Below are 322 nucleotides of genomic sequence, written 5' to 3' on the forward strand. Positions count from 1 at the left end.
TCTTTATGATTTGTGTTCATGTTGCCCCCTTGTCCGCATATATTTGAATAAACAAAAGATGGAGGACTTTTAATAAATGCGGACTCAACATAATCTTACAGAAGTAATTGGTTTTATTCTTCTTGGAATCGCGGTTTTGATCATATTTTATAATGAACGGTTTACAATAAGTAATTTATTTCTTCCAGAGTCACTGCTAACTTTTAATATGATTTTTCTATCTATATTAATTGAAGCCATCCCATTTGTTTTAATAGGTGTTTTTATTGCAGGAATCATTCAAGTTTTTGTGACTGAGGAGCACCTTCAAAGGCTCATTCCC

Annotated in this window: 1 pseudogene; it reads left to right on the forward strand. The window is 32.3% G+C overall.

The features are described from left to right. Positions 1 to 76 precede the first annotated feature (76 nt). Positions 77 to 322: pseudogene (locus tag KH400_RS25180) on the forward strand (permease); the annotation flags it as partial.

Source organism: Desertibacillus haloalkaliphilus, assembly GCF_019039105.1.
Taxonomy (GTDB): Bacteria; Bacillota; Bacilli; order Bacillales; family KJ1-10-99; genus Desertibacillus; species Desertibacillus haloalkaliphilus.